At 55.7% G+C, this 20,258-nt stretch carries 14 protein-coding genes; 10 read left to right on the top strand and 4 right to left on the bottom strand.

All coding sequences use genetic code 11. From position 1 onward, the window contains the following. Positions 1 to 656 precede the first annotated feature (656 nt). A complete protein-coding gene (locus ACUZ9Q_RS08445; protein WP_192111980.1) occupies positions 657 to 1,916 on the bottom strand; it encodes a uracil-xanthine permease family protein in 1,260 nt (419 codons plus the stop codon). Positions 1,917 to 1,926: 10 nt separating this feature from the next. Then, a complete protein-coding gene (gene upp, locus ACUZ9Q_RS08450) occupies positions 1,927 to 2,553 on the bottom strand; it encodes a uracil phosphoribosyltransferase (RefSeq protein ID WP_192111981.1) in 627 nt (208 codons plus the stop codon). A 215-nt stretch (positions 2,554 to 2,768) separates the two neighbouring features. Between upp and ACUZ9Q_RS08455 the strand changes: the two genes are divergently transcribed. From ACUZ9Q_RS08455 to ACUZ9Q_RS08470, 4 genes are all read left to right on the top strand, one after another. Then, entirely contained in the window at positions 2,769 to 3,866 is a 1,098-nt protein-coding gene (locus ACUZ9Q_RS08455; RefSeq protein ID WP_215647846.1) for a DUF362 domain-containing protein, read from the top strand. Positions 3,867 to 4,626: 760 nt separating this feature from the next. After that, on the top strand, positions 4,627 to 5,631 hold the full coding sequence (locus ACUZ9Q_RS08460) for a TRAP transporter substrate-binding protein (RefSeq protein ID WP_192111983.1): 1,005 nt from the start codon (positions 4,627 to 4,629) through the stop codon (positions 5,629 to 5,631). 201 nt (positions 5,632 to 5,832) lie between these two features. Continuing rightward, a complete protein-coding gene (locus ACUZ9Q_RS08465; protein ID WP_227117948.1) occupies positions 5,833 to 6,393 on the top strand; it encodes a TRAP transporter small permease in 561 nt (186 codons plus the stop codon). A gap of 9 nt (positions 6,394 to 6,402) precedes the next feature. Continuing rightward, positions 6,403 to 7,692 (top strand): TRAP transporter large permease, encoded by a 1,290-nt coding sequence (locus ACUZ9Q_RS08470; protein WP_449247685.1) that lies wholly within the window; start codon positions 6,403 to 6,405, stop codon positions 7,690 to 7,692. Between the two features lie 115 nt (positions 7,693 to 7,807). On the opposite strand, the gene ACUZ9Q_RS08475 is transcribed toward ACUZ9Q_RS08470, so the two are convergent. Beyond that, the gene (locus ACUZ9Q_RS08475; RefSeq protein WP_192111986.1) at positions 7,808 to 8,863 is read right to left on the bottom strand and encodes an NAD(P)-dependent alcohol dehydrogenase; all 1,056 of its coding nucleotides are present in this window, start codon (positions 8,861 to 8,863) and stop codon (positions 7,808 to 7,810) included. 508 nt (positions 8,864 to 9,371) lie between these two features. On the opposite strand from ACUZ9Q_RS08475, the gene ACUZ9Q_RS08480 reads away from it, so the two are divergent. Further along, entirely contained in the window at positions 9,372 to 11,180 is a 1,809-nt protein-coding gene (locus ACUZ9Q_RS08480) for a methyl-accepting chemotaxis protein (protein WP_192111987.1), read from the top strand. A gap of 350 nt (positions 11,181 to 11,530) precedes the next feature. Continuing rightward, positions 11,531 to 13,288, top strand: coding sequence for a gamma-glutamyltransferase (gene ggt, locus ACUZ9Q_RS08485; RefSeq protein WP_233483000.1), 1,758 nt, complete (start codon positions 11,531 to 11,533; stop codon positions 13,286 to 13,288). A 126-nt stretch (positions 13,289 to 13,414) separates the two neighbouring features. On the opposite strand, the gene ACUZ9Q_RS08490 is transcribed toward ggt, so the two are convergent. Next, positions 13,415 to 14,194 (bottom strand): HAD-IIA family hydrolase, encoded by a 780-nt coding sequence (locus ACUZ9Q_RS08490; RefSeq protein WP_449247686.1) that lies wholly within the window; start codon positions 14,192 to 14,194, stop codon positions 13,415 to 13,417. Positions 14,195 to 14,475: 281 nt separating this feature from the next. Here ACUZ9Q_RS08490 and glpA point away from each other — a divergent pair, with 281 nt between their 5' ends. The 4 genes from glpA to ACUZ9Q_RS08510 all read left to right on the top strand — a co-directional run bounded on the left by glpA (position 14,476) and on the right by ACUZ9Q_RS08510 (position 19,509). Continuing rightward, complete coding sequence (glpA, locus tag ACUZ9Q_RS08495) at positions 14,476 to 16,083, top strand: anaerobic glycerol-3-phosphate dehydrogenase subunit GlpA (protein WP_215648848.1); 1,608 nt, start codon at positions 14,476 to 14,478, stop codon at positions 16,081 to 16,083. Further along, positions 16,067 to 17,356: an anaerobic glycerol-3-phosphate dehydrogenase subunit GlpB gene (glpB, locus tag ACUZ9Q_RS08500; protein WP_449247687.1), complete on the top strand. Its 1,290-nt coding sequence runs from the start codon at positions 16,067 to 16,069 to the stop codon at positions 17,354 to 17,356. The genes glpA and glpB overlap by 17 nt, the downstream gene beginning before the upstream one ends. Then, positions 17,353 to 18,561, top strand: coding sequence for an anaerobic glycerol-3-phosphate dehydrogenase subunit C (locus ACUZ9Q_RS08505; protein WP_192111991.1), 1,209 nt, complete (start codon positions 17,353 to 17,355; stop codon positions 18,559 to 18,561). Before glpB ends, ACUZ9Q_RS08505 begins: the two co-directional genes overlap by 4 nt. 192 nt (positions 18,562 to 18,753) lie before the next feature. Beyond that, positions 18,754 to 19,509, top strand: a complete 756-nt coding sequence (locus ACUZ9Q_RS08510; protein ID WP_449247688.1) for a class I SAM-dependent methyltransferase — start codon at positions 18,754 to 18,756, stop codon at positions 19,507 to 19,509. The last annotated feature ends 749 nt before the right edge of the window (positions 19,510 to 20,258 follow it).

A 20,258-nucleotide genomic window follows, 5' to 3' on the forward strand; every position in this document is an offset into this window, starting at 1 on the left:
CAAAAAAGAAAAGGGATTTTGACAATGGTCTGCTGGTTGGCAGGCCCATCCAAACTTGGGGGATATCTCTATACCGATTTTTTCTGCTCAGGTACAGATGTTTTAAGCCACGCTTTAATTATACGGTTTTATATATATTCAATATGTTTTTATTAAAAAAATAATATTTATAAAAAAAATCACTGCACTTTTTTCATTAATACAGATATATACTGACAAAAGAAGAACTTTCTACGCAGTATTTATTTTAAAATATACTATTTCATTTAATATCTAGACACAATTATCATAATTACGTGTGATGATAAATTATTATTGCAGTATATTATCTACAGCGCTTGCCCAATCGGTAAAGATATAATACCTGGCACATCTATCAACCCCGTATAGTATTGATACCAACGTACGGCAATCCCTGAAAATTTCACCCCCCCCCGTGAATGCACTGTGCGGCCGCATGCCTCATTGCCTTTGCCCCCCTGCCGCCCAATGACTTTGCCAAAAAGCAGGGCGGCACGGCGAAGAACGCCATGCCGCCCGCAGACAGACAAAACCCATCAGCCGAATCGCATAGAAAAGAGATCAGGCAAGATCAGCCATATGCCGCGCCTGATCAGCGCGAACCTTACAAAAATCCGCGCCGAAAAGCTCTGTATCTAGGTGCGGCTTCTGGGCAACAGCAGGTTGAGCAATACGCCCGTAACCGCGGCAAGGCCAATGCCGCCAAGCTTGAACGAACCAATGCTGAACTGCATGCCGCCCACGCCAAAGATGATGATAAGCGCAACAATGATCATGTTGCGCGGCTCCATCAGATCCTTGCCAGCCCGCACCAGCGTGTTCAGGCCCACAACCATGATCGCGCCGAACAGCAGAATCATGATGCCGCCCATGACAGGTACGGGAATGGAACCAAGAAACGCGCCGATTTTTGCCACAAACGACAGCAAGATTGAACACATGGCCGCCCAGGTCATCACGGCGGGGTTGAACACCCGCGTAAGACTCACCGCACCGATAACTTCTGCATAGGTGGTGCAGGGCGGGCCACCCACAAAACCGGCAGCCATGGTGGCAACGCCATCGCCAAACATGGTGGCGTGAACGCCGGGATCTTTCAGGTAATCGCGCCCGGTAATGGAGCTGATGGCGACAACATCGCCAAAATGCTCAATGGCCGGGGCAAGCGTAATGGGCATGATAAACAGTATGGGCTCCCAGGCAAACTCTGGGAAGGTGAACGAGGGCATCTGCAACCAGGGGGTTGCGGCAACCTTTGTCCAGTCGCCCACGCCGAAAAACATCGAAACAATAAAGCCCGCCGCAATGCCGCACAAAATGGGCATGAGGCGCAAAAAGCCCTTGCCCAGGAGCGACACCAGCACGGTAACGGCCAGCGAAGTCATGGAAATCCACAGAGCCGTGTTTTCAGGCACCAGCACAACCGCGCCGTCGCCTGTTTTGCCCAGGGCCATATGCACTGCCACCGGGGCCAGGATAAGGCCGATAACCATAATAACCGGGCCGGTCACAATGGGCGGCAGCACACGCAGCACCACATCCGTGCCGCGCCAGCGGATAAGCCCGCTCAAAAGAAAATACACCAGACCGGAGCACACAAGCCCGCCAAGGGTTTGCGCCATGCCCCAGGTCTGAACGCCGTAAATGATGGGCGCAATAAAGGCAAAGGACGAAGCAAGAAAAATGGGTACCTTGCCCCGAGTGCAGACCTGAAACAGCAAAGTGCCCACACCAGCGGTGAAAAGAGCCACGTTGCTGTCAAGCCCGGTCAACAGGGGAACAAGAACCAGAGCGCCAAAGGCCACAAAGAGCATCTGCGCGCCTATAAGACAATCCCTGAAGCGAAAATTATAGTCAGTGGGTGCAATCTCGCGCCGCGTACTGGCTGTGCTCATGGGGCCCTCGCTACTTGGTTCCGAAGATACGGTCGCCGGCATCGCCGAGACCAGGAATGATATAGCCGTTTTCGTTCAGATGGTCGTCAATGGCGGCGGTGTAGATGTCCACATCCGGATGGGCGGCCTTGACCTTGGCAATCCCTTCGGGCGCGCACACAAGGTTGAGGCTGCAAATCTGCTTGCAACCGTGGCGCTTCAGCAGACTGATGGCGGCAATAAGCGAGCCGCCGGTTGCCAGCATGGGGTCAAGGATGATGGCAAGCCGCTGATCCATATCGGTAGCAAGCTTTACGTAATATTCAACAGGTTCAAGGGTTTCTTCGTTGCGGTACAGGCCCACAACGCTGATCTTGGCGCCGGGGATCATGTCCAGCACGCCGTCCATGAGGCCAAGGCCAGCACGAAGGATGGGAACAACAGTTACCATCTTGCCGGAAATGGCCTCAATTTCCACCGGACCGGCCCAGCCCTCAACAGTGTGCTTTTCTGTACGAAAGCCCTTGGTGGCTTCGTAAATGAGCAGACGCGCAATCTCGTTGGAAACAGAACGGAATTCGCGCGTGGAGGTGGCCCCCATGCGCAAAATGCCCAACTTGTGGCGCACAAGAGGATGATCAACGACATAAACGGCCATAAAGCCTCCTTAGCTATGCATAACTGACTGAGTGGAAAAAATTAAAACCGGAATACGCTATTCTTAATGGCGACTCGTGTCAACGATACTTGCGAACAGCCTTATTGCCTTGGCTGCGCGGCATGAGCTAGTGTTTTAAAGCTTTGCACAGGGCAGAACCATGCCGGATTCCCTGCCCTGCCGCACCCTAAACATCCTCACATGGAGGCCACGCCATGCCCGCCACAGTTTATTATGCAGATATGCACTGCCGGTCGCACGAGGACAGCAAAATCGCCAAGGTAGCGCGCCTCTGCGATGCGCTCAATCTGAAAAAAATCATCAAGAAAAAAGAACTTGCCGCCATCAAGCTGCACTTTGGCGAATACGGCAACGACACGCACCTCAACCCCACTCTGGTGCGCCAGGTTGTAAACAAGATCATGGAAGCAGGCGGCAAACCATTTCTGACGGATACAACAACCCTGTATTCCGGCAGCCGCCACAATGCCGTTGACCACATGCAAACGGCATACGCCCACGGCTTTGCGCCTTCGGTGGTGCATGCCCCCATCATTCTGGCCGATGGCCTATATGGCGAAAATGACGTGCCCGTGCGCATCAACGGCAAGCATTTCAAAGACGTGCATATCGCCACAGAGATACGCCGCGCTCCGGCAATGGTGGTGCTGTCGCACTTTAAGGGGCATGAAATGGCGGGATTTGGCGGCGCGATCAAGAATCTTGCCATGGGCGGCGCTGCCGTGCGCGGCAAAAAAGAGCAACACGCCACCCACGTATCTGTCAGCGAAAAAAAATGTGTTGGCTGCGCCAAGTGCGTCAAGGTGTGTCCTCAGCACGCGCTCAGCATGAAAAGCAAAAAAAGCGTTGTGGACATTGAAAAATGCATAGGCTGCTTTGAATGCATTACTGTTTGCCCCGAAAAAGCAATTAGCATAGACTGGGAAACAGAGATGCAGCCATTTATTGAGCGCATGACAGAATATGCATATGGGGCAATAAAAGGCCGCAAAAAGAGTGTTTGCTACATCAACTTTGTACTCAACGTAACACCCGACTGCGACTGCGCCCCCTGGAGCGACATGCCGCTGGTGCCGGATGTGGGCATTCTGGCCTCTACCGACCCGGTAGCGCTGGATCAAGCCTGTTTTGACCTTGTTTCAAAAGCCCCCTCGCTTGGGCAGGAGGCCTCGCCCCAAACGGTTGCAGACAAATTTTCCGCCCGCTGGCCGCATACCTGCGGACAGGTGCAACTGAGCTATGGCGAATCGCTGGGCCTTGGAAATCGCGAATACAAACTCAAAAAAATCTAGCACGCTGCGCATTGCAACATCAGGGTACATGGCTCCCCGGTCAGAGGCCCTGATGTTGCGATGCGTAGTTGCTGACCAGTTTTCTCACTGCCAGCCCTGCTGCCAGTTGTGAACATGAGCAGATGGCGGGGAACCATCCGAAAAGCTACCCCCCCCCGCAAAATTGTCACAAACTTGTAATATATTTGTCACAATAATCACGATTAAATATGATATATTTAAATATTTTATTTATTACTTGTACTTTAACAACATTTTTAAGTTTATTTTTAAAAATAAAAATAAATTTTTTCCGCTAAAAAAAAGCAGGACAGGAATTTTTCTTAAAAACTACATCATGATTTTTTATTTTACAATTAGTACTTTTAATATTTAATAAATTTCAAATAATATTTCTATGCACTATCTAACTTTTCTTTTAAAAAAAATTTCATACTTACAAATCAACTGTAGTAGTCGCCATATTTTCAGCAAAAGCGGCAAGATTTCATCTTTCTACATTTTTGTTGAAAACAATCATTTCGGCGTGGATTCAGGGTATAAGGGCTTCTTCAACTTTTTTTTTGCAAATAACAGTTGAATTTTAGGTAGATCGTCACTTAAGTTTGCCTCAGCTTTTGACCCGTCAGAGTCTGACGCACCAGAACGTATTGGGAAACGTGGGCGCGTCGGCTGGTCATAATTGCCCCCCTGCTGTGGACAGGGATAAGTTTTCATTGTCAAACGGCATCTAAGTTTTACTAGCGAGGAGGTTTACAGGATGAAACGTATCGTAGCTCTGCTTGTTGCTCTGGGCCTTGTTTGCGGCATGACCCTTGGTTTTGCCCAGGCCGCTGAAGCCAAGACCATTATCAAGATGGCGGGCATGAAGCCCGAAGGCGAGCCGGAAACCATCGGCATGCATCTTTTCGGCAAGTATCTTGCCGAACTTTCCAATGGCAAATATGAAGTGCAGGTCTTCCCCAACAGCCAGCTTGGCAAGGAAGACGCCTACATTGCCGCCACACGCAAGGGCATCATTCAGATGTGCGCCACCGGTACGCAGACCTCTGCCCTGCACCCTGCCATGGCCATGCTTGAAACGCCCATGCTCTTCGATGATCTGGACCACGCCCGCCGCGCCATGGAAGGCAAGACCTTTGACCTCATCAACGAAGGCTTCACCGAAAAGTCCGGCCTGCGCACCATGAACGCCTTCCCCCTGGGCTTCCGCCACTTCTACACCAAGAAGCCCATCGTCACGGTGGAAGATGTAAAGGGCCTGCGCATGCGCGTGCCCAACATCCCCCTGTACACCAACTTTGCCAAGGAATGCGGCATCAGCGGCCAGCCCATGCCCTTTGCCGAAGTGCCCGGCGCGCTTGATCAGGGCGTCATCGACGGCGGCGACAGCCCCCTGGCCGACATCGTCAGCCTCAAGATGTATGAAATCACCCCCCAGATCACCCTTACCGGCCACATTCTCGTGATCCATTCCCTCTACATCAACGACAAGTTCTATCAGTCGTTGCCCGCCGAGGACAAAAAGTGGTTTGACGAAGCCGCCAAGCGCTCCGCCGATGACGTGTGGGTCATGGTTAAGGAAGGCGACGAAAAAGCCAAGGCGACCATCCTTGCCAACAAGGGCAGCATCAATACCCCCAGCAAGGAATTCCACGACTACATGGCTGAAGCCGGCAAGCGCAGCTGGAAGCTCTTTTACGATACGGTGCCCAACTGCCAGGCCATTCTGGACAGCGCCGCCAGCTACCGCGAATCCAAATAATTGTTCCCCGCTTTACAGGCCGGAAAAGTATAGGCTTTTCCGGCCTGTGCAGTTCATGGACAAAACCCCCGCGGCCTTTTGGGGTAGCGGGGGTTGCAACAATTCTTCACGCAGCCATCTGCGGCGGCACAAACAGTCTTGCTAGCATCAGCACGGCACTGCGTAGCCAGCGATTGGGGCAGCGTTTTCCAGAGGTTCGTTATGAGCGACGACATTTCCAAAAATTTCCCGCCGGACCATGCGCCGGGCGTGCATGCCTTGCTTGAGCCGGAACAGGAACCCAAGCACGAAACCACGGGGCAATTGCTGTTTGAAGTATTTTGCGCCGTCATCTTTCTGGGCATGATCGGTCTTGTGTTTTATAATGCCCTGCTGCGCTACATCTTTTCTTCCAGCTACCCGCCGAGCGAAGAATGGGCGCGTTTTCTCTTTATGTACATTACGTTTTTCGGCGCCATTGAGGCCTTTATCTGCAAGAAGCACATTGCAGTTGACCTGCTTGTAACCACGCTGGAAGGCGCAAAGCGCAAGGCTGTGGATATTCTGGCATCGGTATGCAGCCTTTTTGCCCTGGGCCTGCTGCTATACGGCGGCGTGGTCAACGTGCTGCAAACGCTCGATACCTACTCTGTGGCGACCAACGTCAACATGGCCTTTATCAACGGCACCCTGCCCATCATGGCCCTTGTTGGTTTTGTTGTAGAGCTGCGCTCTCTCGTGAGCCTGGTTCGCAGACCTGCATCCACCTTCCAAAAGGGCTAGGAGAGAAGAATGGAACTCTTTATTTTCCTCGGCTCCCTCTTCTTCTTCATGCTCATTGGCGTTCCGTTGGCCATTGTGCTTGTGTTGTGCTCCATTGTGCTCATGTGGCACTCGGGCATGTGGGATGCCATGATTATTCCCGGCAGCATGCTGGACGGCGCCAACAACTACCCCTTGATGGCCATTCCCTTCTTTGTGTTCGCCGGTGAAATCATGGCGGAGGGCGGCCTTTCGAAACGCGTGGTGCAGCTTGCCCAGCTCATGATTGGCCGGGTGCGCGGCGGCCTTGGCTATGCGGCCATTATCGCCAGTATCATCTTTGCGGGCCTTATGGGCAGCTCGGTGGGTGAAGCCGCCGCTCTTGGCGGCCTGCTGCTGCCCATGATGAAACAGGTGGGTTACCACCCTGGCCGTGCGGGCGCTGTCATCGCCTCCGGCGCTATTCTTGGCCCCATCATTCCGCCCAGCACCAACTTTATTCTGCTTGGCGCTACGGTCAGCGGTCTTTCCATCACCAAGCTGTTCATGATCGGCCTGGTGCCCGGTATCATGATCGGTCTTGCCCTCATGGTGGTGTGGTTCTTTGTGGTGCGCAAGGATGGCTATAACGAAACCATCCGCTTCACAAAGAAAGAAGCCATCAAGATTCTTATTGACTCCACGCCTGCCTTCATGATGCCTGTGCTGCTGCTTGGCGGCATTCGCTTTGGCATTTTCACTCCCACGGAGGGCGGCGCGTTTGCAGCCATTTACGCCATCTTGGTGTGTGTGCTGTATTACCGTGAGCTTTCTTTCCGCGATCTGCTGCGGGTGAGCGCCCGCGCGGCCCGCACCACCTCGGTGGTTATGCTGATTGTGGCCACGGCGACGGCCGTTGGCTGGTTCATCACCATTGCGCAGATTCCCAACCAGATGACCGCGCTCTTCTCGCCGCTTATTGACAGCCCCATATTGCTGCTCATCAGCATCAATATCTTCCTGTTCCTTATCGGCATGGTCATGGACCTCACGCCCAACATCCTGATTTTTGCGCCGGTGTTCTACCCGCTGATCCAGCAGGCAGGCATTGACCCGTATTATTTCGGCCTGCTCTTTGTGCTTAACCTGGGCATCGGCGTTATTACGCCCCCGGTGGGCACGGTGCTGTATGTGGTGTGCGGCATCGGGCACATCAAGTTTGCCGACCTCATCGTCAAGCTTGTGCCGTTCATTCTAGTGGAAATGGTCATGCTCTTCCTGCTGCTGTTCTTCCCCAGCCTTTCGATTGTTCCCATGAACTGGCTGATGGGCGGCAACTAGCAACTCATTGCACATAAATAAAAAACTCCCGGCATACCTGTGGCATGCCGGGAGTTTTTTATTTGGCGACTGCCGGGGCTTATTGTTTACCCGGCAAGATGCATCACAGTTGAGGCTAGACCACCACAACGGGCTTGATCAGGTCGCGCGGCTTGTCCTTCATCATCAACAGGGCGCTTTCAATATTTTCAAAACCCTTGAATCTGTGGGTCAGCAGGGGCGCAACGCTCAACCGCCCGTGAACCAGCAGGCTTGCCAGCTTTTCCATGCGCAGCCTGCCGCCGGGCATCAGACCGCCCGCCACGATCTTGTGCCCCATGCCGCAACCCCACTCGATGCGCGGAATTTTAACGGCATCGCCAGAGCCCAGATAGTTCACGTTGCCGATGCGGCCGCCGGGTTTGAGCACGCGTATGACCTCCGCAAAGGTATCCACATCGCCCCCGGCGATGATGGCCTTGTCCACGCCCTTGCCCTTGGTGCGGTCCATAACCTGGCTGACAATGTCGCCATCGCGGTAATTGATGATAGCCGTTGCGCCGTATTCACGGGCAACATCTGCGCACAAGGGCCTGGAGCCGACAGCAAAAATTTCGCCAGCACCACGCAATGCCGCGCCCGCAACAGCCATCAGGCCCACAGGGCCAATGCCCACCACAAGCACGGAATCGCCGTACTGCACATCGGCCAGTTCCGCACCATGAAAGCCGGTAGGCACCATATCGCTCAACATCACGGCTTCGGCAGGGTCAATGGAGGGCGGCAGCAGGGCCAGGTTGCCGTCCGCATCGTTAACGTGAAAAAGCTCGCCGAACACGCCGTCCTTAAAATTGGAAAATTTCCAGCCCGCGAGCATGCCGCCGGAATGCATGGAATACCCGGCCTGCGCCTCAAGAGAATTCCAGTCTGGCGTAATTGCGGGCACGATGACCTTGTCCCCAGGTTTAAAGCAACGCACCAAGGAACCAACTTCCACAACTTTGCCAACCGCCTCGTGTCCCAGAATCATGTCGTGCCGGTCACCCAGCGCGCCCTCCCAAACCGTGTGGACATCTGAAGTGCAAGGAGCTACCGCCACGGGTTGAACAAGGGCATCCAGCGGGCCGCACTGGGGCTTTTCTTTTTCTATCCAGCCGATCTTGTTCAGGCCAAGCATTGCAAAACCTTTCATTTCTCTTCTCCTGTCTTTTGGGTAACTGCGACAGCCAGCACAACTGGTTGTGCATTCATACTAGTTTGTGCCGGAGCAGGAGTAAAGTGATTTTTTTCACAAAATAATATTATACAAATATAGCTTACTTACTCCACAATACGGCCTGTCATCGCCCATGCTTTCAGGCCAACAGCGCCGATATTGCCGTTAACTGAAAAAAACACCCAGCAAAGACAATATTTCTTCCAAATTAACGCATAGTTATCACATTTGCCACTCTGCTTCAATTTTTTTGAACGGTTCAATGGCATGCATCAAAATACTGCCAGGCGATAAAAAATCGTCGTTTTCTGGTAACAAAGGATTTTTATTCAAAGCATAAAGTTATATATACACCGAACGATACGGTAATTGGTATCAATGTGAAAATTCAGCAGGAATTTTTATCTACAGACTGAATCATTAGGCTAATCCAAGGGTTGGCGCAGCTGATTTGCTTCAACAGTAAATGGTACTGGAGGTATGCATGTTCAGGATGTTTACGATCTCGCATCGTATGTTCATGATCTTGATTTTTACCCTGATTATTGTTGGCGGGCTGGTATACTCCCTGATCCACATCTCCAACTCAGCCACCGAGCTTTCCGCCCAGAAAGTGGGCGAAATGTTTTATGAAGGCCAAAAACAACGCATCCGCGATCTCTCAACCACCATGGCAAACAGCATTGGCGAGCAGATCAGCGGCATTACAGACATAACCAAACGCAATGCCATTATTGCCAGCGCCATAAAAAAAGCCCGGTACGAAAAAGACAGCTCCGGCTACTTCTTTGTATATGATGGCGGCATTGTTGTTGCCCACGTTTTCCCTGATCTGGTGGGCAAGGATCTTGGCAATTCCGTTGATAAAAACGGCGTCCGCTTTAACGCGGAGCTTGCCAAAAAGGCGGCGGAAGGCGGCGGTTTTGTGACCTTTGTCTTCAACAAGCCCGGCGGCGGCACCCAGTCCAAAATCGCCTATGGCTCGCAGGTGCCCGGCACGAGCCTGTGGGTCGGCGCGGGCGTTTACATCGACAACGTGGAACAGGTCAAAAATGAAATCGCGGGCCAGATCAGCGATGCCATTTTTGCCAATCTCAAAAAGATCCTTATTGGGGTGGTCTGCTGCATCGTGCTTTTGTACATACCGCTCATGCTGCTGATTACCCGCTCCATCCTGACGCCTATCAAGGCCGCGCGCGAGGCTGCGCAGCGCATATCCAACGGCGATATGGACGTGCAGATCGTTGCCTCGGGCAAGGACGAAGTTACGGTTCTGGAGCGCTGCATGTCGGAAATGACAGCCAATGTAAAAAAATCGCTGGCAATTTCTGAAGAAAAAACCCGCGAGGCCGAGCAGAGCGCGGCAAAGGCGCTCGAAGCCGTTGCCGAGGCCGAACGCCTGACGGAAGAAGCGCGAAGCGCCCGCAGCGAAGGCATGTTGAGCGCGGCCAAGCATCTGGAACAGGTGGTAACGGCCATAACCAGCATTTCTGCCGAAATTTCCGGCAATATCGAGCAGGCCGAGCAAGGGGCCACCACGCAGGCCGCGCGCACCACAGAAGCCGCCACTGCGGTTGAACAGATGAACTGCACGGTCATTGAAGTCGCCAAAAACGCCTCGGCCACAGCGGACCTTTCCACCAACATGCGCCAGCGCGCTGCGGAAGGCGCGGAGGTTGTGTTCCAGTCCGTTCAGGCCATTGGCAACGTGCAAAAGGATGCCCTTGTGCTGAAAGAGGAAATGACCAAGCTTGCCGAGCATGCGGGGGCCATTTCGCAGATCATGGGCGTTATTTCCGACATTGCAGACCAGACCAACCTGCTGGCCCTCAACGCCGCCATTGAAGCGGCGCGCGCCGGAGAAGCCGGACGCGGCTTTGCCGTTGTGGCCGATGAAGTGCGCAAACTGGCAGAAAAAACCATGAGTTCCACCAGCGATGTGGGCAATGCCATTGGCGCAATCCAGAAGAGCGTGGATTCCAGCATCCGTCAGGTTGACGTGACTGCTGGCAATGTGGAAAGCGCCACCACGCTTTCGCAAAAATCCGGCGAAGCCCTGCGGGAAATCGTGGGCATGGTGGATTTGACAGTTGATCAGGTGCGCGGCATTGCCACTTCGTCAGAAGAACAGTCCGCCGCAACCGAATCCATCACGCAAACTGTGACGCAGGTCAGCTCTATCGCGACAGAAACCGCCACCATCATGCACACATCGGCCCGAGCGGTTGCCGCCCTTGCCGATGAGGCCAAAAAGCTCAACAACATGGTCACAGAACTAAAAAACACCAAATAATGCGGCAAGTTCAGGGCGCTTCGCCAAGGTGAAGCGCCCTGCTGCACAGCGCCATCATTCATCCAGAGTTTGATAAACAAACACACAGCGGCAACGTGAAATTTCCCGTAACGCCTGTTGTGTGGGTACGTTGCCGCCCGCGATTGTCGGGGGCGGGTCTATGGTTTTACCGCGCAATCTGCAATTTGTTACATAATTGGCTCAATTGCCTGATAATGAAACAAAAATGCGCCAGATTGCGCCTGTTAAAAAATTCAATACATTTAAATGGGTTATCTTTCTCTTTGGAACAGATGGTGCATATACATGGCCGGTTTCATTGCCTTTAGCATTTCTGAAAGGAGAATCTGATGTCCATGAATTTTCTCTCTCTGGTCAGCCGCAAAACCCTGCCGGTTCTGATGGCATGCGGCCTCTTACTGCCTACAGCGACAGTCAAGGCGCAGGATGAGCCCCAGTACACGGCGACCATTTCCGCCGCTACCAACCCCCTGAGCACCAGGGGCGTTGTTACCAGCCCCAACTATCTGGCCTCGCAGGCCGGGCTGGACGTGCTGCGGCGCGGCGGCACGGCGGTGGACGCGGCCATTGCCACCGCCTCCACCCTTGCGGTTGTCTACCCGCAGATGTGCACCCTGGGCGGCGACAACTTCTGGCTCATTTACAATGCCAAAACCGGCGAACTGAAGGCGCTCAACGCCAGCGGCCGCTCGGGCGAAATGGCTACCATTGATTTTTATGCCTCCAAAGGGCTGAAAAAAATCCCCTCCCGCGGCTACATTGCGGCCAATACAGTGCCCGGCGTGGTTTCCGGCTGGGATGCGGCCTATGCCTACAGCAAGCAGAGCATGGGCAGCAAAATGAAGTGGAAGGAGCTGCTCGCTTCCGCCACCGATTATGCCGCCAACGGCTTCCCCGTGAGCACGTCGCTGGCTTACTGGAGCAAGATCAACACCAATCCCAATGATTCGGAATTCCGCAACCTGCAACGCTTTGACGCCTTCCGCAAAGCCTATCTGCATGCAGACGGCAGCCCCTACACCGTGGGCGAAGTCATGCGCCTGCCCGATCTGGCCGTCACGCTGAACCAGCTTGCGGACAAGGGCGCACAGGTCTTTTACAAGGGCGACATCGCCAAACGTATTGTGGCCGACCTGCAAGCCAACGGCGGCCTGCTGACCCTCAACGACTTTGCCAACCACAAGGCGGACTGGGTTGACCCCATTTCCGTCAACTATCGTGGTTACAAGGCCGTGAACTTCCCGCCCAACACGCAGGGCATGGCCTCCCTTGAAATTCTGAACATCCTCAACAACTTCAACATCAAGGCCATGGGCGAAGGCACTGCGGATTACTACCACGCGCTGATCGAAGCCACCAAGGAAGCCTTTGTCGATCGCGACAAGTACCTCTCTGACCCTGATTTTGTAAAAATCCCTCTCGACTATCTGCTTTCCGCCAAGCACGGCAAGGATCAGGCCGCGCGCATCAGCATGAGCAAGGCAGCCACAAACCTTACGCCCCTTGACCCCAAGGGCGACACCATCTGGCTTGGCGTTGTGGATGCGCAGGGCAACGCGGTTTCGCTTATCCAGAGCATCTATCACGACTTTGGTTCCGGCATCGTTGCGGGCGGCACTGGCGTGCTGCTGCAAAACCGGGGCAGCTTCTTCTCCCTCGATCCCAAGCACGTGAACCATCTTGAGCCGCGCAAGCGCACCTTCCACACGCTGAACCCGGCAATGCTGCTCAAGGACGGCAAGCCCTACCTTGTGTACGGCACCATGGGCGGCGAAGGCCAGCCCCAGACCCAGGCCGCCATCGTTACCCGCGTGGTGGACTTTGGCATGACCCCGCAAGAGGCCATTGCCGCTCCCCGCTGGCTTTATGGCCGCACCTGGGGCGCTTCTTCCAACGACCTCAAGCTTGAAGGCCGCATTCCCCAAAAGGTGGCGGACGAACTCAAGCGGCGCGGGCATCCTGTGCGCCTGATTGAAAACTACACCGACACCATGGGCCATGCTGGCGCGATCCTTGTGGATCAGGCCACCGGCGTGCGTCAGGGCGGTACGGATCCGCGCGGTGACGGCGCTGCCGTGGCCTACTAGACTGACGTAAAGACAAGCTTCGGACCCAGCAGCATGTGGGGCCGCAAGCTCTGACACAAAAACACCCGCTCTGGTCTTTCTCGGCCAGAGCGGGTGTTTTTATTGTCGGCAACGGGCAGACTGGCTTTATGCCCAGTCTTTATCGGCGTGACCCAGGTCTTCAAGCACCAGAGTCGGCTGATGCTCCTCCCTGGCAAGATCGGCGCGCGTGGCTTCGCCGCTGAGCACCAGAATGGAATCAATGCCAGCATTGCACGCAAGCTGCATATCCGTACTCAGGCGGTCGCCAACCATGATCATTTCTTCCTTGCGGTAGCGCGCCAGCAGAGGTGCGAGCACGGCTGGGTCGGGCTTGCCAAAAATATGTTGCGGCTTTCTGCCCGTGGCCGTGGCGTACAGGCTGATGAAGCTGCCCACATCCGGCAGCGGGCCTTCGGGCGAGGGGCACACCAGATCAGGGTGCGTGGCAAGGAAGAGCACCGAACTGTCCTGCAACAGCAAGGCAGAGCGGGCAAGTTTGTGGTAGGTGAGTTCCGTATCATAGGCCAGCACCACGGCCTGCGCGTCCTCTTCCACCAGTTGCAGCTCGGGCATGCGCTTGAGCAGATCATGCTGAAAATCGGCATTGCCCACGGGGAAAACGCGCAAGATGCCATTGGCGCGCAAAAAATCTACCAGAGGCGTCACGGGCGAGAGCAGCAGGTCTTCGCGCGCGGCAATGCCCATGCCGTTGAGCTTGTCCACGTAGGTGAATGGAGATTTGGAGGTATTGTTGCTCAGAAAATAAAAATCCAGACTGTTCCAGTGCCGCTGAATAAAGCCCACGGCCCCATCAATTGGGATATGACCGAGGTAGACGGTGCCGTCCATATCAAGCACAACGCAACGTTTTTTTGACCAATCCATATATGCAATCCTTGAGTTTTTTGCCTTCATTATGCGGCATTGCCTTCTCTGGCAAGTGCATCCCCAATATTCTCCAGCATTCAATCTTGACGCAATTACACAAATTGATAACCATACGGTATCAACAATCATCCTGGGCATAACCGCAGCAATCATTTACCCGACCTGGATATTCAATCTTGTTGTGCAGCTAGCCGTTGTTTTCGGCCACGCAGGCGCGGCATCTGGCAGCGTCTGCATGCTTCAGGACGATTCCGACAATTTGCTCCACTGGAGAAACCATGCTTGAAACTACTGTTGTCGTCATCGGCGGCGGCGCAACAGGCATAGGAACCCTGCGCGATCTTTGCATGCGCGGCGTTCCTGCCATATTGCTCGAACAGGGCGGCCTGGCCCACGGCACAAGCTCTCGCTTTCACGGCCTGCTGCACAGCGGCGGCCGTTACGCCGTGGGAGATAATGAATCCGCGCGTGAATGTATTGAAGAAAACATGATCGTGCGGCGCATTGGCAGGCAGTGCGTGGAACAAACCGAAGGTTTTTTTGCGCTCACGCCCGAGGACGACCCCGCCTATGTGGATCGATGGGTTGAGGCCTGTGGCCGCGCGGGCATTGAAGCCTCTGAAATTGACGTCAAGGAAGCCCTGCGCCTTGAACCCAACATGTCGCCCGAGGTCAAACGCGTTTTCCGCGTGCCTGATTCCTGCGTGGACGGCTTCCGGCTGGTGCTGCACAACGCCATGTCGGCCAGGCGCCACGGCGGGCAAATGCTCACCTATCATGAAGTGACCGGCATCTGCCAGAAGAACGGCAAGGTCTGCGGCGTTACGGCCATCAACAAGAACACGGGCGAAACCATTGAGATTGCCTGTTCTGTTGTTGTCAACGCCGCCGGTTCATGGTCTGGCCGCATTGCGGCCCTGGCCGGTCTTGATGTGGCGGTTTCGCCCGACCGTGGCACGCTTGTGGTCTTTAACCACCGCTTTACCTCGCGCGTGGTCAACCGCCTGCACCCCGGCTCGGACGGCGACATTTTTGTGCCGCACGGTTCCATCACCATTCTTGGCACCACGTCCATACCCACCGACAGGCCGGACGACACCACCCCCACCAGCGAGGAAGTGCTGCGCCTGCTCAAAATCGGTGAGCCGCTGTTCCCCGATGTGCGCAGCTACCGCATTTTGCGCGCCTTTGCGGGCACACGCCCCCTCTACACGCCGGGCAACGCCGCCGGGCGCAAGGCCAGCCGCAACTTCCATGTTATGGATCACGCCGAGCAGGGCCTTGATGGCATGGTTTCCATTTTCGGCGGCAAGCTGACCACCTACCGCCTCATGGGCGAACGCACCGCAGACAAGGTTTGCGCCAAGCTCGGCGTCACCGCCCCCTGTCGCACGGCTGAAGAAGCCATTGTGCCGGATCCGGACGAAGCCACGCTTTCCCGCGCCGCCAAGTACTTTCCTGTGCAGGGCATCCAGCTTATGGCCGACCGCATGGGCGATGACCTGACCCCTGTGATCGAACGCGCGGAAAAGGCCGATTCCAACCCCCTGCTCTGCGAATGCGAGATGGTCAGCATGGCGGAAATTGAATGCGTGGCGCGCGACGCCTCCACCCATTCGCTGACGGATATCCGCCTGCGCACACGTCTGGGCATGGGTACCTGCCAGGGAACGTTCTGCTCCTTGCGGGCAGTGGCCGCACTTTCCGAACACGACATTCCCCTTGAATTTTCAGCTACCGACAACGTGCGTCGCTTCCTTCAGGAGCGCTGGGGCGGTCTGCGCCCGGCCCTGTGGGGCATGCAGGCGCGTGAAATGGAACTTGGCCGCGCCGTATACGCGGGAACACTCAATCTTGATGGAGCCGCCCATGAGCAGGATTGTTGACGTACTGGTGGTCGGCTCCGGCATGGCGGGCCTTGTGGCTGCCCTTGCCGCAGCGGATCAGGGCCGCAGCGTACGGCTGCTCACCACGGGCATGGGTTCGCTGGCTATCAGCGGCGGCTCGGTGGATTTTCTTGGTTACGCAGACGGCAGATTTGCCGCCGACCCGTGGCAGGGTCTGGCCATGTTGCCTGAAGACCATCCCTACAGCCTGCTTGGGGCAGAAAGCGTCCGCTCGGCCTTTCAGTTCTTTGCAAATGTGATGGAAGGCCAGCACTGGCCCATGCGCCCCGCCCTCTCGCAGGACGGCACCCCGCGCAACACCCAGTTGCCCACGATCATGGGAACGCTCAAGCCCACCTATCTGCTGCCAGCCAGCCTGCACACAGAGGCGCTCGCCAGCGCCAAAAAAGTGCTGGTGCTCAGCGTGCAGGGCCTGCGCGACTGCCGTCCCTCCCTGGTGGTCAGCCAGTTGCGGCGCTACAAAAGCTGGGCCGACAAGGAATTTACCCAGGGGCTTTTGCCCTCGCCCTTTGGCGACACCCACCGCGCCATATCTGCGCTTGATCTGGCCCGCATGGCGGACAAGCCGCACAGCCGCCGCTGGCTGCTGGATGCGCTTGCCCCGCATGCCGGAAAGTACGACCTTATCCTTATTCCCCCGCTCTGCGGCAGCAAGGCCAATCCGGAAGTCTGGCAGGCGGTCAATGCCGCAGCTGGCTGCCCGGTGGTGGAAATGCTGTCCATCCCTCCGGGGGTTGGCGGCCTGCGCCTGCGCGACGCCCTGTTGCAGGCCCTGAACAAGCACAACTTTGAACTGGTGGAAAACACCACGGTTCTGCGCGCCGAAACAACTGGCAAAACCTGCACCGCCCTGGTGGCCGAGGCCTCCGGGCAGGAACGCCATCACGCCGCCCGCGCCTATGTAACCGCCACCGGCGGCATCCTTGGCGGCGGCATGACGCTTGAACCCGGCCAGTGCTGGGATTCCGTGTTCGGCATTGACATCACCGTGCCGCAGGATGTTTCGCAGTGGTCAGAGCCGAAGATTTTCGGCAATCATCTGTTCTCGCGCATGGGTGTGCGCGTTGACCGCACCATGCGGCCTGTGGACGATGCCGCCGTAGTGCGCTGGCAAAACGTCTTTTTCGCCGGGCGCAGCCTTGGCGGATATGATTACGCAACAGAAAAAAGCGGTCACGGCGTTGCCATCGCCACGGGCTGGCAGGCGGGCCTCATGGCCGCCGCAGCCGCCGCTGCCGGGGAAAACCAATGAGCGTGCGCATCAATCCAGACAAATGCATAGCCTGCACCACCTGCGTGGTGCACTGCCCCGTGGCGGATGCGACCCCCAAGTTTCTGGGGCCGCGCATGATAGGCCCTGCCTATGAGCGCTTTCGCCTGCTTGGGCTGACGGAAGACCCCTCGCTGCACTACTGCGCCAACTGCAAAAACTGCGATATCTCGTGCCCGCACGGCGTGCCGGTTTCCAGCCTCAACATGATGGCAAGGGCCGACCAGTTCAAAAAACACTCCCCCGGTCTGCGCGACTGGGTGCTCGGTCACGGCGAGCTTATGGCCAAGTGGCTGCGGCTCATTCCGGCGGCGCTCAAGAACTTCGGCATGCTCAATCCCGTTACCCGCATGGTGCTGGATGCGCTGGGTATCGACAAACGCGCGCCCCTGCCCGCCTTTGCGCCCCAGACATTCCGCCAGCTCATGCGCCATGTGCACCAGCCCGACCACAAGCGCAGTGTGGTTTTCTACCCCGGCTGCTACGTGGACGTGTATGACCCGCGCACCGGCCTTGATATGGTGTGGGCCATGAACCGCGCGGGCTACAAGGTCATTGTGCCCGAGGAACTTGTGTGCTGCGGCCTGCCAATGGTTGCCAACGGCTTTTGGCAGCATGCCCGCTCCAATGCGGAACATAACCTGAAAGCTCTGGGCCAGTGGCGCGATGCAGGGCTACCCGTGGTGACGGGCTGCCCCAGTTGCGCCCTCATGTTCCGGGTGGATCTGCCGGAATACTTCCCCGATGTGGCGGAAAAATACGGCGCATGCAGTCTTGCGGACGCGCAGGAATTTCTGCTGGATGCTGTGGACAGCGGTGACCTCTCGCTGAAGGCCGACGGCAAGCAAACCCTGCCCGACCTCAAGCTGATCTACCACGCGCCCTGCCATCTGCGGGCACAGGGCAACGGCCTGCCGGGGCTGGAACTGCTGCGCCGCCTTGACGGCGTGACCGTGGAAAATGCTGATGCAGGCTGCTGCGGCATTTCCGGCAGCTATGGCTTTAAAAAGGAAAAATACGACATTGCCCAGACTGTAGGCTCGGAACTGTTCGCCAAGGTACGCGAAAGCGGCGCGCAGGCGGCGGTTTCCGAGTGCGGCACCTGCCGCGTGCAGATAACGCACGGTTCCGGCAAATTCAGCCTGCACCCTGTCACCATTCTGCGGCAGCGGCTCGAAGCCCGCTAGGCTTCTGGTTCACGCAACAATTTCTGCTTAACTCATGTGGCAGGCGGTTAGCCGCCTGCCACATGCATGTCGGCTTTGCCAACACTACCGAAAATCAAGAGCAGGCAGCGGCTTTGCCGCACCGTCAGACGAATATTCCCGTGCATTGCACCCGTTGTCCAGACGGTTTGCCGCCAGCCCAAAGGATACGCCATGACAGCCAAAAACAGCACCAGGGAATTCTGGAACAGCAGGGCTGAGTCCTTTCCCCGCTATGAAGCCGGGGCTGACACCTACGAGGGGCGCATGCTCCAGCTGGCGCGCGACAACGGCGTGGATTTTCGCGGCAAAACGGTTCTGGATGTGGGCTGCGGCAGCGGCATGTACACCATCCGCCTTGCGCAGGAGGCCGCATCGGTCACTGCCGTAGATATATCAGACGAAATGCTCCGCATCCTCATGCAGGATGCCGCCGCGCAGGGCCTTGCCAACATCCGGCCCGTGCTTTCCGACTGGGAGCACTTTGCCCTTGAGGAACGCTTTCAGATTGTTTTTGCTTCCATGACCCCGGCCCTGAGCGATGACGCCGCCCGCGAAAAGCTGCAGCACTACGCGCTGGAGCAGGTGGTCTTTATGGGTTTTAACGAGCGCAAAACTTCGGATGTCATGGCCGGGCTGTACACGCATTACGACATTACGCCGCCCCAGTTTGCCGATGCCCCAGATATGGGCGCATGGCTTGAGAGTCAGTGCGTTCAGTATACAGCGCTGCCCGTTGACGGTCAGTGGATTGTGCCGCACACCCGCGACCAGTTGCTTGGAGCCTGCGCCGCCAACCTGCGCGCCCGTGGCGCTGAGCCGGATATGGCCCACCTGGCTGCCCATATTGAAAATTTTCGCAACCAGAACGGGGAATATGTGGAACGCACGGAATATTCCCTTGAAATGCTGATCTGGCATACATCCTAATCACGGATCTAAGCCCCACAGATACTTTAAAAACTTCTGGCTGCGCGTAGCTCACCTTCCCCATCCCCGAACCCCATACTACATTTCTGCCGCGTATGCCGCTCATAAGCCGTGCGCATGGTCTTGCCCGCTGTATTTCTTGCGCGAGTTGGTTTGTTCACGCTTTGCAACTTTTACGCTTTCATTCCTATTTTGATACAATTTTGAATCAAAATCTTCCTGCCTCGGCTATGCATATATTTGCGGCCATGCAGGCCTGACCACGCTCGATGAATGAGCCCTTCTGTCTCCCCTACTGGCAAAACCGTCCGAACAGATACGTTCTTGCCTGAACCGCTCCCTTCCTCCCTTCACACTCCTCTCAATTCACCGCTCTTTTGCAATTCAATCCCTGCTTCCGCCCCATTTGCCTGATGGGCCGGGCTTTCTGCGCTCATGAGCAGCCATCGCTGCCCTACCTGTTTTCCTCTGCCGCTTCCATCATCGTGTGTCCCAAATGCAGCCCATTCTGCCCCTGCACATTCACGCATGGCAATTTCCCTGCAACCTGTTCCCAATTTCAAACAAATTTGTATTGGCGATTTACGGCCAAAATTTTCCTTCAAATAAAAATCTATTATTAAAGCAAGTTACAGACAGGGCGGTTTTTTCTGCACGATAGGCCACCTTAACAATTTTGTATTGATTGTGCATGCAGATTATAAAATTATGTAATAATATTATATAGTTAATCTAACGGCACGGTTTCT

It is taken from the genome of Desulfovibrio desulfopostgatei, from assembly GCF_053570645.1.

Coding starts and splice junctions, on each gene's coding strand:
- ACUZ9Q_RS08470 (WP_449247685.1), top strand. CDS start 6,403: ATGGAACTCTTTATTTTCCTCGGCTCCCTCTTCTTCTTCATGCTCATT.
- ACUZ9Q_RS08455 (WP_215647846.1), top strand. CDS start 2,769: ATGCCCGCCACAGTTTATTATGCAGATATGCACTGCCGGTCGCACGAG.
- glpB (WP_449247687.1), top strand. CDS start 16,067: ATGAGCAGGATTGTTGACGTACTGGTGGTCGGCTCCGGCATGGCGGGC.
- ACUZ9Q_RS08460 (WP_192111983.1), top strand. CDS start 4,627: ATGAAACGTATCGTAGCTCTGCTTGTTGCTCTGGGCCTTGTTTGCGGC.
- ACUZ9Q_RS08445 (WP_192111980.1), bottom strand. CDS start 1,916: ATGAGCACAGCCAGTACGCGGCGCGAGATTGCACCCACTGACTATAAT.
- ggt (WP_233483000.1), top strand. CDS start 11,531: ATGTCCATGAATTTTCTCTCTCTGGTCAGCCGCAAAACCCTGCCGGTT.
- ACUZ9Q_RS08490 (WP_449247686.1), bottom strand. CDS start 14,194: ATGGATTGGTCAAAAAAACGTTGCGTTGTGCTTGATATGGACGGCACC.
- ACUZ9Q_RS08475 (WP_192111986.1), bottom strand. CDS start 8,863: ATGAAAGGTTTTGCAATGCTTGGCCTGAACAAGATCGGCTGGATAGAA.
- ACUZ9Q_RS08480 (WP_192111987.1), top strand. CDS start 9,372: ATGTTCAGGATGTTTACGATCTCGCATCGTATGTTCATGATCTTGATT.
- glpA (WP_215648848.1), top strand. CDS start 14,476: ATGCTTGAAACTACTGTTGTCGTCATCGGCGGCGGCGCAACAGGCATA.
- ACUZ9Q_RS08505 (WP_192111991.1), top strand. CDS start 17,353: ATGAGCGTGCGCATCAATCCAGACAAATGCATAGCCTGCACCACCTGC.
- ACUZ9Q_RS08510 (WP_449247688.1), top strand. CDS start 18,754: ATGACAGCCAAAAACAGCACCAGGGAATTCTGGAACAGCAGGGCTGAG.
- ACUZ9Q_RS08465 (WP_227117948.1), top strand. CDS start 5,833: ATGAGCGACGACATTTCCAAAAATTTCCCGCCGGACCATGCGCCGGGC.
- upp (WP_192111981.1), bottom strand. CDS start 2,553: ATGGCCGTTTATGTCGTTGATCATCCTCTTGTGCGCCACAAGTTGGGC.